The organism is Leptospira perolatii (genome assembly GCF_002811875.1).
In the GTDB taxonomy this organism is placed as follows: domain Bacteria; phylum Spirochaetota; class Leptospiria; order Leptospirales; family Leptospiraceae; genus Leptospira_B; species Leptospira_B perolatii.
In genome coordinates, this window is record NZ_NPDZ01000002.1 from 109,638 (window position 1) to 124,221 (window position 14,584).

The 14,584-nt window shown below is 41.9% G+C and carries 13 protein-coding genes; 6 read left to right on the forward strand and 7 right to left on the reverse strand.

What is annotated here, in order from left to right; genetic code table 11:
- Window positions 1–37 precede the first annotated feature (37 nt).
- The 4 genes from CH373_RS04390 (at window position 38) to CH373_RS04405 (ending at window position 4,751) form a co-directional block, all read left to right on the forward strand.
- Complete coding sequence (locus CH373_RS04390; RefSeq protein WP_100715325.1) at window positions 38–2,539, forward strand: circularly permuted type 2 ATP-grasp protein; 2,502 nt, start codon at window positions 38–40, stop codon at window positions 2,537–2,539.
- Window positions 2,532–3,410 (forward strand): transglutaminase family protein, encoded by an 879-nt coding sequence (locus CH373_RS04395; RefSeq protein WP_100715326.1) that lies wholly within the window; start codon window positions 2,532–2,534, stop codon window positions 3,408–3,410. The genes CH373_RS04390 and CH373_RS04395 overlap by 8 nt, the downstream gene beginning before the upstream one ends.
- A 63-nt stretch (window positions 3,411–3,473) precedes the next feature.
- Window positions 3,474–4,031: an orotate phosphoribosyltransferase gene (gene pyrE / locus CH373_RS04400; RefSeq protein ID WP_100715327.1), complete on the forward strand. Its 558-nt coding sequence runs from the start codon at window positions 3,474–3,476 to the stop codon at window positions 4,029–4,031.
- A gap of 9 nt (window positions 4,032–4,040) precedes the next feature.
- Window positions 4,041–4,751 (forward strand): hypothetical protein, encoded by a 711-nt coding sequence (locus tag CH373_RS04405; RefSeq protein ID WP_100715328.1) that lies wholly within the window; start codon window positions 4,041–4,043, stop codon window positions 4,749–4,751.
- Here CH373_RS04405 and CH373_RS04410 read toward each other — a convergent pair.
- The 6 genes from CH373_RS04410 to CH373_RS04435 form a co-directional block, all read right to left on the reverse strand.
- On the reverse strand, window positions 4,748–5,704 hold the full coding sequence (locus CH373_RS04410; RefSeq protein WP_100715329.1) for a hypothetical protein: 957 nt from the start codon (window positions 5,702–5,704) through the stop codon (window positions 4,748–4,750). The genes CH373_RS04405 and CH373_RS04410 overlap by 4 nt on opposite strands.
- Before the next feature lie 56 nt (window positions 5,705–5,760).
- Entirely contained in the window at window positions 5,761–8,301 is a 2,541-nt protein-coding gene (locus CH373_RS04415; RefSeq protein ID WP_100715330.1) for an FtsX-like permease family protein, read from the reverse strand.
- Window positions 8,298–9,014: an ABC transporter ATP-binding protein gene (locus tag CH373_RS04420; protein ID WP_423789808.1), complete on the reverse strand. Its 717-nt coding sequence runs from the start codon at window positions 9,012–9,014 to the stop codon at window positions 8,298–8,300. Before CH373_RS04420 ends, CH373_RS04415 begins: the two co-directional genes overlap by 4 nt.
- Before the next feature lie 143 nt (window positions 9,015–9,157).
- The gene (locus CH373_RS04425; RefSeq protein WP_100715332.1) at window positions 9,158–10,279 is read right to left on the reverse strand and encodes a SpoIID/LytB domain-containing protein; all 1,122 of its coding nucleotides are present in this window, start codon (window positions 10,277–10,279) and stop codon (window positions 9,158–9,160) included.
- Window positions 10,280–10,339: 60 nt separating this feature from the next.
- Window positions 10,340–11,686, reverse strand: a complete 1,347-nt coding sequence (gene rlmD / locus CH373_RS04430; protein WP_100715333.1) for a 23S rRNA (uracil(1939)-C(5))-methyltransferase RlmD — start codon at window positions 11,684–11,686, stop codon at window positions 10,340–10,342.
- A 7-nt stretch (window positions 11,687–11,693) separates the two neighbouring features.
- Window positions 11,694–12,134: a hypothetical protein gene (locus CH373_RS04435; RefSeq protein ID WP_100715334.1), complete on the reverse strand. Its 441-nt coding sequence runs from the start codon at window positions 12,132–12,134 to the stop codon at window positions 11,694–11,696.
- A gap of 331 nt (window positions 12,135–12,465) precedes the next feature.
- Here CH373_RS04435 and CH373_RS04440 point away from each other — a divergent pair, with 331 nt between their 5' ends.
- Both CH373_RS04440 and CH373_RS04445 read left to right on the forward strand, forming a co-directional pair.
- The gene (locus CH373_RS04440) at window positions 12,466–12,882 is read left to right on the forward strand and encodes a hypothetical protein (RefSeq protein WP_100715335.1); all 417 of its coding nucleotides are present in this window, start codon (window positions 12,466–12,468) and stop codon (window positions 12,880–12,882) included.
- Between the two features lie 13 nt (window positions 12,883–12,895).
- A complete protein-coding gene (locus CH373_RS04445) occupies window positions 12,896–13,639 on the forward strand; it encodes a hypothetical protein (RefSeq protein WP_100715336.1) in 744 nt (247 codons plus the stop codon).
- A gap of 114 nt (window positions 13,640–13,753) precedes the next feature.
- Here CH373_RS04445 and CH373_RS04450 read toward each other — a convergent pair whose 3' ends face one another.
- Window positions 13,754–14,560 carry a hypothetical protein gene (locus tag CH373_RS04450; protein WP_100715337.1) on the reverse strand — a complete coding sequence of 269 codons (807 nt, stop codon included), beginning with the start codon at window positions 14,558–14,560 and terminating at the stop codon, window positions 13,754–13,756.
- Window positions 14,561–14,584: the final 24 nt, after the last annotated feature.

Consider the following 14,584-nt stretch of genomic DNA (forward strand, 5'->3'; position numbering starts at 1 on the left):
AAAATAACAGACCCGGGCTGAAAATGACGACCGGAAGATGGGCCAACAGACTTCCCAGAACAAAGGATTTCTTTCCGGATATTCTCCTCTGCCTGGAGTATTCGATGAGGTATGTCTTCCCAATGGGGTTCCCCGAGAAAAGTACGAATTCTTAATCCGTTCTTTAGAAAATCTAGGTCCCGAAGAACTAAGACGGCGAAAGATAGACAGTCTTCGGATTCTCAAAGAGAACGGGGTCACTTATAACGTTTACGGCGACGAGCAAGAGAGAGTCTGGTCCCTGGACTTGTTTCCTATCCTCATGGATAGCAGGGAATGGGAAACCGTAGAAAGAGGTCTGATCCAAAGAGCAGAACTCCTGGACGAAGTTCTCAAGGACGCATACGGTGCTCGCAAACTTCTCTACGAGGGGAAGATTCCTCCAGAGGTATTGTTCCAGTCTGGAGGTTTTTTAAGAGCCTGTTCCCCGATCTATGACCCGTTCACATTTCGCTTAGCATTTATCGCAACCGATATCAGTCGCTCCAACGATGGAACCTTTTACGTAATCGGGGATCGAGTGCAGGCGCCTTCAGGGTCTGGGTATTCATTAGAAAATCGTATCGTACTTTCGAGGGTTTTCCCGTCGATTTATAGGGATTCCCAGGTTCACAGAGTAGCGCTGTATTTCAGATCCTTAAGAAAAACATTATATACTTTATCCGGTGCCAAGGACAGGGAACCGGTAGCGGTTTTGCTTACACCCGGTCCAGGCAACGAAACCTACTTCGAGCACGCTTATTTAGCCGGATATCTCGGATTCGTTTTGGCCCAAGCCGAAGACTTTACCGTTCGAGAAAACAAGGTATTTATCAAGACCGTGGAAGGTTTGCAGCCTGTAGATATCATTTTCCGAAGAGTCGACGATTGGTTCATGGATCCTTTGGAGTTAAAAGGAGATTCCCTCCTCGGAATTCCCGGAATTTTGAATGCAGTTCGAGCAGGGAATGTTCTTATCGCAAATCCGATCGGATCCGGGTTTTTGGAAAATCGTGCTCTGCACGCTTACTTGCCTGCTCTTTCAAAGTACTATCTAGGAGAAGAGCTGATCCTTCCGAATGTTCCTACAGTCTGGATGGGAGATCCTTCCGAATTCGAAAAAGTTTTTTCTAATCCGAATCAATTCGTATTAAAGCCGGCGATTCGTACTAATATTGAAACTTCGATCTTCTTGTCGCAACTTTCTAGACAAGAGCTTCAGGATTGGAAGCAGAAGGTGAGCCTTCAGCCGGAAAGATATGTGGCTCAGGAGATTCTTTCCGGTTCTACCTGTCCTTTCTTTACCGGCGACTCTGAAGAGTTAGTGGTTGGAAAATCCGTCCTCAGGACTTTTGTTTGTCTCTCAGAAAATGGCTATACTTGTATGCCGGGCGGACTCGTCAGAGTGTCCACAAAACCGGAAGCACTTGTCATCACCAACCAAAAAGGAGCAATATCCAAAGACCTTTGGATACTATCCTCCGAAGAGAAAAAAGATATCTCTCTGCTGCCTGGACAACTCGAAAGAATCCCACTTCGAAGAAAGGGTGCGGGCGTACCAAGTCGAGTCGCTGACAATATGTTTTGGATGGGAAGATATTCCGAGCGCGCGGAAAATCTTGCACGCTTCTTAAGAGAAACAGTTCAGAAACTATTGGAATCAGAGGAGTCCTACGAAAAGGAACAGATTTCTATTCTATTACAAATCTTGAATAAAGTTTCCGGCTTCGTTTCTGGATTTTCGGAAGGGGTCCTCGACTTTGAAACTAATCGCGAAAAGATTTTTGACCTTGTGGTTTCTCCCTTCACCTCGGGCAGTATTAGGCATGATCTGAACTTCTACATAAAAGCGAGCAAATCAGTGAGAGACAGGATCTCGGACGATACGAGATACCTGATTTCCAAGATAGAAACCGAAACTCCGGAAGATAATTCTTATGTTCAGATTTTGGAGTACCTTCAGAAGCTAGTCACTCTCTTTGCTTCCCTTTCAGGACTGAGTTCTGAAAGTATGAGCCGAGAGACAGGATACTTCTTTTTGGACTTCGGAAAAAGGATCGAGAGATCTCTATTTATTGTGAGAGTACTGACGTTCGCATTAGAACGGACTACATTATATAATAAAAGTCTATTTGAGAGTCTATTGAATATTAATGATATACGGATTACGTATCGCAGAAGATATAAGCACCGTATCGAAGCGGAATCCGTGATCGATATATTACTGTTTGATGAAACGAATCCAAGGTCTCTCGCATTCCAGATTTCTAGAATCAAGGAAAACGCACTTGTCGCGGGAGGCAATTCCGATTCCGAAGAGGTGAGAATTCTGTCTGATTTGATCAACAGGTTTAGGGATGAGGACGCAAAACGGCTATTCGAATACGCAGATCCGGCCGGTGCACTGAGTCGCTGGCTTGCGGACATCTCCTTTTTGCTCAGAGCAGAATCCGATTCCATCGCTAAAAAATACTTCCGTTATATAGAAAGTCAGGTTCGATTTGGGGAATCCTATGGCTGAATACTCGGTTCGTCACCTCACACTTTACACGTACGAAAAGCCGGTAAGTCATTGCTTGAATGTGGCCCATCTTTGTCCGGATTCCAACGATTTTCAAAATTGCACGGACTTAAAGATACTCGTGGAACCAAAACCAAAAAGTGCAGAATTTCGAAGAGATTATTTCGGAAACATGGTTTACTCCTTTTCCGTAGAAGAATCGCATAAAGTGCTCAGCGTATGTGCCACTTCTAAAGTGACCACAACCTCGGATGAAAAATCGAATTTTTCTGATTCTCCTACGACAAACGAAGTAATAGAACTTTTAAAAAATCCGAGCTCCAACGAGCATCTCGAAGCTCTGGATTTTGTGGGCGATTCTCCTTTTGTAGTTAGATCGAGCATATATAAAGAATTCATAAAGCAGATGCTTCCAATGGAAAGGCCATATTTTTCTTCTGTGCTGGAGTATGTGCAGCGATTTAAGGAGAAATTTAAGTTTAAAGTAGGAAGCACTCATATCTATACTTCCCTCGACGAAGTGCTGGAAAAGAAAGAAGGAGTCTGTCAGGATTTTGCACATCTTACGATCGCAGCCTTTCGATCTTTGGGACTTCCTTGTAGATATGTTTCTGGCTACATAGAAACGTATCCGCCTCCGGGAAAACCGAAATTGCGAGGAAGCGACGCAACTCACGCTTGGATCGGAGTCTATTGTCCAGGAATTGGCTGGAAAGATTTTGACCCAACGAATGGAAAGGCATTAACAGAGGAATATATCTTTACTTCGATAGGAAGGGACTTCTCGGATGTTTCTCCTTTGAAAGGGATTTTGTTCGGTGGCGGAAAGCACAAACTGAAAGTGGAAGTTGATGTAAGTAGGATCACTTAGAATTTAGAATTAGGTACGACTTGAAACGCTATTTGCGTCGAGATAATTTTAGAAGGAAAACATATGAGACAGGAACTATTTAAGTTAATTAAAGAACATGCATATAAATATAGGGAAGAGCCCTTCAGTCTTGCGAGCGGAAGAAAATCTAGACATTATTTTAACTGCAAAGAAATCACAATGCACCCGGAGCGTCTGGAATTGCTCTGCAGATATATCGTAGAGGACTTTCTTCCTAAAACTGGGCTTCCCGATCCGGAATCTTTCGGAGGGCTTACTCTCGGAGCAGATCCGATTTGCTACGGCCTCGGATTTGAGTATAGGCGGCAAGGGAAAAACGTCTTTCCGATGATTGTCCGAAAGCAGGTGAAAGAACACGGAACTAAGAATTTAGTAGAAGGCGCGATTCATATGGTTCGCTCTTGCTTTGTAGTAGACGACGTCGTCACCACCGGAGGTTCTACTTCGCAAGCGATCAAGAGTTTAAGAGATGCCGGATTGATCGTAAATTATGGAATTTGCATATTGGACCGCGAAGAAGGCGGAAGAGAAGCGATCGAATCCGAAGGAGTGAAAATGCACTCTCTATTTAAGAAATCGGAATTCGGAAATCTGGAGTAGGCAAATTTAATGAGCCAATATTCTTATGATTTAGAATCTTTCCGAAAAAAGCTGCAATTAAGGACCGCTATGGTCGTACTCATCTTTTTACTGTTTATGGGTTGGAATTTTTTCCAAGTCCCGGCAGAAAATAAAAGTTCGTTCTTGGGAATCTTTTTACCGATTTCCGGGGTTCTAGTAATTCTATTAATCAAAAATTATACGAAACAGCTTAAAATATTAAAAGGTGCAAAAATAGAAATCGACTCCAAGAGTATAAAGCAGTGGACCCAACAAGGCCAATGCATGGAAACAGATTTTAAAGAGGTCCAGCAAATCGAAAAGGATACTTTTCGAGGATATCCTCGGATCCTGCTCGTCACGAAGCAAGGAACATACATCCCTTTACTGAATCTGGAAAATTCTGACCAATTTCTTTCCGAATTAGAAAGCAAAACCCGTCTCAAGGCAAAAATATTCTCAGAGGAAACTAAGGTCGCAGTTTGGAAGACAGCGATTGCATTTCTTCCTTCTATTGGAATTGCGGTTGCTGTGTTTTCCGGACTCACTGGACTCAAGTCAGACGCAATATTTTTAGTGCTAACTTTAAACGCACTTCTTTACATTTTGTCATTGCCGAAAGATAGGCTTGAAACCGGGACAAAAGCGAGAAGGAGATGGATCTTTATATTGCTGATTCTTTTCCTCGCACAGATCATCAATTACTTCGGGCTACTTTAGTCCGAAGCGTTGGATCCAGAATGAGTAATCCCTTTTAGAATATTCATTTTCTTTTGTGCAAGTCTTCTCAAATCGGTGATTTCGTTTTGGAAGTTCTTAAGTAAAGGATCTAACTCTATATTCCCTTCCATTTTATTCAAGGAATCCCGAATAAACTTGAAGTCGTTAAACTGAGTGATCTTGCCCGTGAGAATTAATTTTTTTACGGTATCAAACTCGTATTTTCTGAGATGGATCCTCACTAAAAACTCCACAGAAAACTTACCCGATAACTTTGCCCAGGGACTAGCAGTATCGATCGGTAACTCTTGTGCATGTGGATGATCCACAGCCCTTTGTCTGGAAACAGTTTGTTTGGAAAAACTACTAGGACTGATCTCATATTCATCCGGGATGTCCTTTCCTAAGGAAGGCCCGATCGGAGCAGAGTCAGCCATCAGCTGGTCTAGTTTATTTCTTCTTTTCTGGTCTTCATAATCTTTTTCGTGAGTGACCATCAATCTCTGAAATTCCTCTAACATTACGGAAATGTTAATGAATCTACCCAGAGGAGTGTTGTTGTATTGTTTGATTTTCGGAAATAGTTCTCGTGTGATTTGAAAGGGAGATTTCTTTTTATAAAAAGTAGACTCGTACGCCTTTTCTAATTTCTTATCAGAAAAACTCTTTAGGTCTCCGACGATTTTTGCATCAGCGTAAATATAGGCGTCCACTCCGAAATCTACGTTTTTGTTATCCCTTTGGTGCTCAGGAGTGACCACCTTGATGACAAAAATATACTTGGCTTCCTTCAGCTTGTCTAGAATGTTCCTTAGTTCCCCGGTTTCCTTTAAGAGAACGGATGCCATTTCCCTCAAAAAGGAATCGGACATGGGAATCTTGTCTTCTTCCTGCTGGTTTATTTTGCGAATTTCATCGACTAATTCAAGGGCAGTTTCCAGTGGAGACGCCATAGATGGAATAGGATAATAATTAACCTTTCAAAATCAACCGAGTTTTAAAGGAAAAATCATTCAGAACTCAATTTGAATTTTAAGTTGCGCAAAATTCGAAGCGGGTAAAAGGAACTCAGCCAGCCTAAAATCGGAGCAAATGTGAGAATGAATCCCGGCATCCAAGGAAAAAAGGTAAAATGCAGAGTCCAACCGAACGCATTTTTGTTCACTACATACAGAATAATCGGCGAGACGACGAGTGATGTGAAAATTCCGAACCATGCGCCGAAGCTGGTCAAGAATATACTTTCTGATTTTACGATAGTTCCCAGTTGCTCTTGCGATGCACCGAAATATTTGAGCACTCCTAAAACTCTTTGCTTATCGTAAAGATTATGCATTAAGGACGATAGTAGGGAAATAAAGGTGATAAAAAGCGCGGTCACTTTCACAGAATCCAGAATTCGAAATACTTTATTGAGCTCCGTCACGTAAAGATTTTTCAGTTGGTCATGATCCAAGATGGAAATATCTTTCAGCTCCGGATCGCTATCCAAGAGATCTTTGAGTCTTCGGATGGCGATTGTCTTTCCTTCCAGTGATCGAAACTCAGGCTTTAAAAACAGCTTCACTGAATTTAAGTCTCTGACCGGAAAAATTCTGGGATAAAAATTAATATCCATCATAACAGTTCCCTGTTCCGAGAAGAAATGCTCTTTGATTCCCCGAATCGTAAATACTTGAAAGCCGGTCTTGGTTCTTGAAGTAAGTGTATCACCGACTTTCAGTTTGAACATAAATGCCATATTCGAAGAAATTAATATGTCTTTTTCTGAATGGACCAATCTTTCTAAGGAATCAGGTTTGCTTTTATAGGCGGAGAAATCGTAAGCCGCGATCAAAAAGACTCCGCGGTCAGTTTCAAACTTCTTATTCACCAAAAAGCCATCCAAACGATCTGAAAGTTCCAGTCGTGAAATTCTTTCCTTGAGAGTTGTAGGCACCCCTCCATGGATTCCGGATTGATAGTATCGATCATTGATTACTGTAAGATCTGCTTGAAATTCGTTTTCGACCCAATGGATTAAGCTGTATTTATAACTGTCCGTCAGAATAGTAAGACACACTACCAAGGAAACCGAGAGCATGATGGTTGCTGCAGTCAATGTGTTTCCGGTAGGATTATTTTTAAGTTCTTCTAGGCCCACTTTAACGAATAGGAAGGAGCGATCGCTCTTTTGAAATAACCTCAGGACGAAGTCTGAAAATTTTTCGATCGAGTAGGGGAATGTGAGAGTAATGCCGATTACGATCCCGGCCAAGCCTATCAATCCTGCAAAAGGAATTTTTGAAGGAATCGGAATATTCGATATTCCTAATGAAACGAAAAATAAAATCAAACCTATGACTAAGGTTCTTTTTGTGGAAAAGTTTCGTTTCCCAGTTGTGGCGTCCCTGAGGATTGATAGTGGCGGAATTTTACCTGCACGAATCGACGGTATGAGAGAGGAGAACGCGGAACCGAGCATTCCTAAGCTCCACGCGAGCAAATACTGAGAAGTAGAAATCGATGCGTAGGTGGACAAAAAGGATTTATCGACTAAAGGGGATTCCGGTCGAAAAAGATCCAACCCTGAAAAAAAAGTTCCGATAACTAATCCAAATAAACTCCCGACAGCTCCTAACAACAGAGACTGTCCTAAGAAAAGAAAAGTGGCCTCGTTGCTCCCTAAACCTAAAGTCCTTAGAATCCCTAACTCTTTTTCTCTGGAAAGATAAAGTCCGGACATGGTATTCGAAACCATAAAGAAAGCGATTAAGAGCGAAATAAATGAGATGATCAGTAGATTGAGCTGAAAGGAACGGAGAGCATTCGCAGATTTTTCTTTGATTTCCTCCGAGGTTTCGATTGCAAAATTCTCTCCGGTAGCTCCCAAAATTTCCAGAAGCTTCCGTTTTGTGAATTGGACTTTTTCCTCTGGACAATCTAAGAGCAGATAATCTACACCCTGCTCAATATTCAATCTTTCTGATGTTTTGGAAAGATCCTCGATAATGATATACCCGCCTTCCAGATCCAGAGGAGTAGTGTTTTTGAACTCAGTGGACTTTCCGCCCAATAGAATCGTAAAAGGCGCGCCTAAAAACTTTTGTTCCAATGCTTTGGATACAAAGGTGTGACTGTCAATAGGCTTGGGCTCGGTGTTGGAAATCTTCGAATCCGTTAATTCAGAATCCGATTTTAGTTTATTAAATTCTTTGGATAGATCTAAACCTATATAGACAACTCTTAAGTTATCCGAAGTGATTCCATCTCTTTGTATCCTAGGAAGAATTCCGGTGATATGTCGGAGCTCCTTCGCATAGAAAATCTTTTCCATAACTTTCCACGGAATTGGTTGCCCTGGCTGGGAAGGGCCGACCTTGATTTTAGAATTTCCCTTAAAATAACCCATGGAAAAATCGATCAGAGATTTTTCTGCTCTAGATGCATTTGTAGAAGTGGACAGAAAGAGTCCTACTCCGAGAGATATACCGACCAATGCGAATACGATTCTAGGAATATGAGTCCTGAAATACTCAAATAGAAAAAGAAAGTTTAATTGAAAGTTCATTTGGAAAGGGAGCCTTGCGCATTCGATGCAAAGATCGTCCCGTCTTTCATTCCGAGCTGAACCTGTCCCTTAGATCCTATATCTCTGTCGTGAGTGACCACAAACAGAGCAAACTTTTCCCTGTCTTGGAGCTCCAATAAAAGATCCAAAACTTTTTCTGCGTGAAAAGTGTCCAGGTTTCCGGTGGGCTCGTCTGCGAGAATAATGCTCGGCTTTTTGCTCAATGCTCTCGCGATCGCTACTCGTTGCTGCTCTCCGCCTGACATTTCATCCGGCTTGTGAGTCCTTCTGTGCGAAAGACCTACCTTTTCTAAAGCGTCCTCAGCGATGGAGACTGCTTCCTTTTTTCCGATTCCGGAAATATAAAGCGGAATCGCTACATTTTCGATCGCATTCAAGTAAGGTAGTAGATGAAAGAATTGGAATATGATTCCGGTCTTTTCTCTTCTATACATCGTTAGCTGGTTCTGATCGAATTTCGTGATGTCCTTTCCATTCACCCATACTTCTCCGGAATCCGCAGAGTCAATGCCAGAAAGTATATTCAGAAAAGTAGATTTGCCTGAGCCGGAGGGGCCCATCAAAGTCACGAAAGTTGCCGGGATATCCAGTTCGATTCCTTTCAGCACTGGTGTATTGAACTTTCCGGATTGGTATGATTTTCTTAAGTTGCGAACGATGAGTCTATTCAAGAGTGCACCTTTCACCTTGATACTGAGCAGCCAGGTGTTCCGCAAGGAAAAGAAATCGAAACAGAAGTGCCAATTAGTTTGGCCTAAAACAGAATAGGAAATAGAGGAAAAAAGTGTCGAGCGGGTTCCTTTTAGAAGAATCGGCTTAGTGCTCGAGTTCGATTTTATTTTGTAATGCGCGCGAAATCGATTCCTTGGTAATAGTGCCTCAGAATTTCTGCGTACGTATAGTTTTGTTTTGCCATTCCGTAGCTTCCCCATTGGCTTAAGCCCACTCCGTGTCCGGACCCCATTCCTTTCACCAAAAATCCATCCGAGTCTCTCTTGATCCCGAATCGTAGAGACTTGATGGAAGCACCCATTAGATTTCTAAATTCCTTTCCTTTCATCTTTGTGGAGCTTTCGGAACCAATGATTTCTACGAGGTCCACTCTACCGGAAGGAGTTCTAGAAAGAACCTGAACAGATTGGACAGAACCTACTCCAAGAGAACTCAAAGACTGGTCGATTTGATCTTGGCTCAGATTGGATTTCCATAAGAACTGTTCTCCCGAGTTATCGAACTCTGAAGAAACCGAATTCAAATAGGGCAGTCTTTTTCCTCCCCAGAGATTTTCCGGAGTTTCGGTTTTTCCTCCGCTGTTGGAGTGAAAGAAGGTGTGAATAGGATCTCCTTCATATACTGCGAGTACGCCTTGGGTATCTTTGACTGCAGAAGTGGTCCTTGGATTTTCCTTTTGCATACCACCGTAAGCTTGAGAATTTACAGTGGCTTCTACATCAAAGCTGGATTCTTTTTTAGCGATCATCTCCCGCACCGCATAGGTTCTGGAACAAATCGCCTGTGCTTTGAGTGCTTCTTCTGGCCAGCCTGCAGGAACTTCCGAGGGAACCACTGAGTACAAATACTCTTCAATCGGAACTCTATTCAATACCAGAACTGATCCAGAATTTTCCGGAACCAGTACGATTTCTCCTCTGTATTTTTTCCCCTTGTATTCCAATCCGGGATTTTCAGAAGAGAAGCGAATCGGGGCTCGTAATTTTCTGGCGTCGAGTGATACGATATCATAAGCTCTTTTAATTAAGAGATTGTTAATGTCATACACGGAGATGGTGCCGTCCGCTTTCAGAATTAGATCTGATTCTGCCCTGCCTAAATAGACTCGGATCGTTTCTACGGAATCTAGCTTGTGTGGCGTGTTCCATGGTCTGATGATGATCGTCCGGCAGCTGGATAAAAACAGAGGCAAGAATAGAATACAAAGAATAACTCTAGAGATCATGTACAAGTACCTGGAAACTTCTATATTTGGTACATGTATCGTGCGAAAATCGAATCTGCTTCAGCGATTTTTCGGTACTAAATAAGCCAGAGACTCCAAATGAGGAGTTTGCGGGAATGGGTCGCAAACTAGGAGTTCCTTCATTTCATAGGAATTTTTGAGAATTTCCAAATCGGCTAGCTGTTTGGCCGGATTGCAAGAAACGTAAAAGATCTGCTTCGCCGGACGAGAATTTAGAAACTCTAATAGATCGATATTCAATCCGCTTCGGGGAGGATCAGCGACAACCACGGATTCTTCCCAAGGCAAATTCGCAGATTCCATTTGTTCTACTCCCTTTTTGTGGAATAAGTCGAATCTCAAAATATTCAGATTCTTGTTAGGAAACTCAGAACTTAAACAAGATTTCGCGCTATCCACAGAAGAAGGAACGATATCGATCCCCAAAATATTTTGGAATTTTTCTCCAAATATTAGAGAAAAGAATCCACTTCCACAAAACAAATCCGCAAAGTTCTCCGCTTCGGAGATTTTGTTTCCGATGTATTTTAAGATTTTCTCAAATTCGATGGGATTCGGCTGATAGAACCCGTCAAACGGGATTAGAATCTTTTTTCCGAGAATCGTGTCCTCCAAAGTGTCCTTTCCGCGGATTACTTTTGAAACTCCGTTTGCGGAAACTTCTCCCTTTTTACGATTGAAACAGAAGACTAGATTTTTCGCCCTAGATTGTACTTTTACAAATTCTGCGACCTTCTCCAGATTTTCATGGTTCAGAAAGTCTTCGGTAAAAGTCAGAATCGTCATTGAATCATCTGTCTGAACACCGGTTCTAAGTGTGATGTATTTCAAAAATCCTGATTCTGTCTTGCGATCATATTCGATTCCTGGAAATTCCTGAAAAAGGATTCGGAGAGAATTCATCTCATGGTTTGCCCAGTCAGATTGAATTTCGCATTTTGAAATCGGGATAACTTTCCTGAAGTTTCCAGACATTCTGAGTCCGATCGTACCATTCGGGAAAACCGCAAAGTCCATTCGGTTTCGATACGAGTAGGGCTTTTCTGCGGGCAGTGCTTGGATCTTTTCGAAGCCTAGAGAATGAGCTCCTTCCAGAATCGGTCTGGACTTAAGTTCGAATTGTTCCTGATACGGGATATGTTGCCCGGAACAACCTCCGCATTCGCCGAAATGAGAACAGTGAGGATTTTCTACTCTAGGTTGGATTTCCTTTGGATTCCACCTAAAAAAGAATTTTCGTTTCCCGAAGCGAAGTACTTCATACTTGTCGCCCGGAAGAGAATAAGGAATTTCAATTGTTTTAGTATCTGCTTTGCCTATTCCTTTGAGATTCGGAAGTATAGATTGGATATTTACGATTCCGTAATTTACAGGAACTTGATTCATCGACAAATCAGCGAATCTCTATATTCTCCAATCCTTGGTTGGAAAAGATTTCTTCATACTTGGTGATATAAGGAGCTTCTTTTTCGATTCTTTCCTCTATTGCCATCTGCGAGATTGCTTCTTCTCCATACTCTCTTAGGAAATCTCTCCGGCCCATTCTATGAATCAGTTCGTCCCAAAATAATTCATTATCATACTCGCTGATGATTTCGAAAATATCGGTTTGGTCTTCAAATTTGCGAGTAGGGTAATATACATTTTCTTCGGTATCATATTCAACGAAATCTTGCTTTCCGAAGTCCTTTGCAAAGGATAGTATATATTGTTCTAGTTCCGCGTAGACTCCGGTTTCCTCGCTTCCTTCTTCAAAAGCGTTGATCATCCAACTCGAGATGGCGATGGACTTTATTAGAGTTTCGTACTGGCCTTGCGTGAACTCGATTTTCATAGGATATCCTCGGTTTGGACAGTATTACAGCAAGTATCGCTAGTTCCAGAAGATTTTATTTTCCACCCAGGCTCGAAATCGACTCAAGGCCTAAAAAATCCCAGTTTTTCGAGTACTACTCAATCAGTGGATTTGCTTTGTGATCTAACTTCTTAGGTGTAATTGAATTTGCGGCTCGATAGCAGATTTTAGCAGAAGTAAATATATACTAATTTCAAATATTCCAGACAAGGATGATTGAGAAATATATTGTTCCTTTTCAGAGTAAACTTATTGACCATGATTACTGCTTCATTCCAATTGTGAGAAATTTTTAAAATGAGGATCTAGGATGAAAAAATATATTCTTCTCCTACTTGCAGTTGCAGCTTTAGCGGCAACGAACTGTACATACAAATACAAAGATGTTCCACAAGTAGGAACTTCGGTACTTCGACTCGCGGAAGCAGATTATACTGTTGGCGCAGAAACTTCCGGAAAAGCATGTGGCTTTTATCTGTTCCACCTGGTGAATCTTCCTAGCCTTTTTGGAAGCAACGAAGGTGACGTGGGAGGAAGCGCTTTTACTAGAACGATCGAAGCACAAGCAAATTATGATGCACTTTCAAAACTAGAAGGCGCTACTTACATCGTTCATCCAAAATATGAGAGCGAAAGCACTGCGTATTTCATTTTCGGAAACAGCACTTGCGTAACGGTAAAAGCTCGAGCCATTACATTAAAGAACGGTCCAGTCTCCTCCAAGTAATCGGGAGGCCGACATGAGATTTTTTGTTTTAGTGTTGTTGGGAATCGGTGCAGTTAGTTGCACTTTCTCGACTAAACATGTACCGACCGTTTTTACTCCTGAGCTTAGATTCGCAAAGGCAGATTATACGATAGGTGTAGAAACATCTGCCAAGGCATGTCTTTGGGAAGGGCAGGTTCATACTCCTTTTATAAATAGAACCTACCATAGAGCATTCTCCGAACAGTTTCCTTTTTATTACGAAGGGGTTGTTCTGCAGAATCCTGAATATGAAGGTGTTCCTATAAAAGAGGCTACCCTTGCGGAGACAAACCAGTTGAGCACGGAAGAGGGTGTTGCAGGAGTTGGGATTTTAGGACCGATCGGTACTTTTTTCAGAGCGCTTGCGGACCTAAATATTCGAATCTTGACTTTGAACCAAGTGAACATCTCGAACGAGACCGAAAAACTGGAAAGCCAAGTAGGGTATGAGGTCGACAAGAACACAAACCGCGGGATGCACTACCATGCTCCGTATACCTATGCTAAATCTGCTATGAATATAGTTCAGGCTTTGGCTGTTCATAGAGCTTTGGAAAAAGTCGAGGCTGACTATCTAGTCGATATGACCATCGACTATCAGGACACTTCGTTTCTATTCTTTTTCGGGGATGTCTGTGCTACCATAAAGGCGAGAGGAGTGAGGATGACCGGACCTATGATGGCGTCCAAGGAATCTTCTGGCTCTCAACCAAAAGGCGGTAAAAAAGGAAGATAATAGATTTATAATATTCCTATTCTCGAATAGGTTTTGAAGGATTCTATTAGGCAAGTAAAAGCCGGGTTTTATCGCCCGGCTTTTCTTTTTATGAACAGATTGCGAGGAAGAGTATTAAAAGAAGTCAGAAAAGTCCTGCTCCACAGAATTCTGTAGTTTGCCGATTTCCTGGTAGTATTCTGAGGAGTTTACGCTGGGTTTTAGGGGAGACTTCCATTTTTTATCAAAAAAAGCATCCGCTACTACTCTTTTGGACTCTATGTCGTAGACTAGGATCTGCACTCCGATTCTTGCACCGGCCATGCAGCCCCAGTCCTGTCCGATAAACCAACCAGCGTTATTTCCATAGTAGTATTGAACAAGAGGAATGATCGCGTATTTAGCTCCGGATTTGGACAACGCTTCCGAGGATTCCTTGGAAAGCTCTTCAAAAATATATTCGATTTTCGGAACATTGATATTATCCTGGCCGTTGTCTTCGGAAAGACTATAATCTTTTCTTAATTTCGGTTTTTGGAATGTAATTTTTGAAGAATACGGGCTTAAATTGTAAGCCTTTTTTCTCAGAAGCGAAGAAATGGAGGAATCAATCCAATCGGAAGAAAGCTTTCGAAACTCGCTCTGACTTTTCAATTCTATATTTTTTGTAGTAGTTTGTACTCCGAGATCCTTTTGGATTCTGACAAGGCCTCCGCTGAAATATACAAAGCCGACAAATGTATTTGCTTCATAAATCTCCATCGGTTTAGAAAGTCCCGCTAATTCGTTCACATAGGAAGCGGGTAGTAATAGTAATTTCTCTTTTTGCCAATTTCTATCTTTAGGATTTTGCCGAACTTGAAACTTAGGAGAGGAACAGGAAATAAATACAAAAAGGATTTCCAGGAAGAAAAGGTAAAAAGGGATTAACTTTGATTTCATGATCTGATGGAAAGCTTTGTGATT